General features: G+C 57.2%; 1 protein-coding gene. It reads right to left on the reverse strand.

Annotated elements, in window-relative coordinates; genetic code table 11:
* Positions 1 to 1,166: photosystem I psaA/psaB family protein (locus AC0QH1_RS00545; RefSeq protein WP_473154722.1), on the reverse strand; the 1,166-nt coding region annotated here is incomplete at both ends.

A 1,166-nucleotide genomic window follows, 5' to 3' on the forward strand; every position in this document is an offset into this window, starting at 1 on the left:
CCGTGGGCGAAAGCTCCCACCATGATGAACCCAGCGATGTACTGGTGGTGGGTGTACAGAGCTGCCTGAGTGGTGTAATCCCGTGCCATGAAAGCGTAGGGAGGCAGACTGTACATATGTTGCGCCACCAAGGAGGTGATTACACCCAAACAAGCCAAGTGCCATCCGAGTTGGAAGTGCAAGGAATTGTTGTAGGTGTCGTACATTCCCTTGTGACCTTCACCGAGCAACCCGCCAAAGGGAGTGCCTTTGGGAGGATTGTGGGCGTCCATGATTTCCTTCATGCTGTGACCGATACCGAAGTTGGTACGGTACATATGACCGGCGATGATGAACAGAACCGCGATCGCCAGATGGTGATGGGCGATATCGCTCAACCACAAGGACTCGGTTTGGGGATGGAATCCACCCAGGAACGTCAGGATAGCGTTGCCCGCTCCTTCGGAGGTGCCAAAGACGTGGTTCAAGCTATCCGGGTTTTGGGCGTAAGCGCCCCAGTTCCCGGTGAAGAACGGTGCCAATCCGGCGGGGTGTGGCTTCACGGAGAGGAAGTTATCCCATCCCACATGAACTCCCCGAGATTCGGGGATAGCCACGTGGACCAGGTGGCCCGTCCAAGCCAGGGAGCTGACCCCGAACAGTCCCGCCAGGTGGTGGTTCAGACGCGATTCTGCGTTTTTGAACCAGGCCAAAGAGGGGCGGAACTTAGGTTGGAGGTGCAACCAGCCGGCGAAGAGCATCACGGCGGCCAAGACCATCAGGAAGATGGAGCCTTGGTAGAGGTCGCCGTTGGTTCTCATGCCGATGGTGTACCACCAGTGATAGACACCGCTGTAGGTGATGTTCACTGGGTTGGCTGCTCCGGCTTGGGTGAAGGCATCCACTGCCGGCGCGCCGAATTGCGGGTCCCAAATCGCGTGGGCGATGGGACGGATGTTTAGGGGGTCTGTGACCCACTGTTCGAAGTTTCCTTGCCAGGCGACGTGGAACAGGTTGCCCGAGGTCCACAGGAAGATGATTGCCAGATGACCGAAGTGGGAGGCGAATATCTTTTGATAGAGATTCTCCTCGGTCATGCCATCGTGGCTTTCAAAGTCGTGGGCGGTGGCAATCCCGTACCATAGCCGACGTGTTGTCGGGTCTTGAGCGAGGTCCTGGCTAAACTT

The organism is Phormidium sp. CCY1219, from assembly GCF_055795085.1.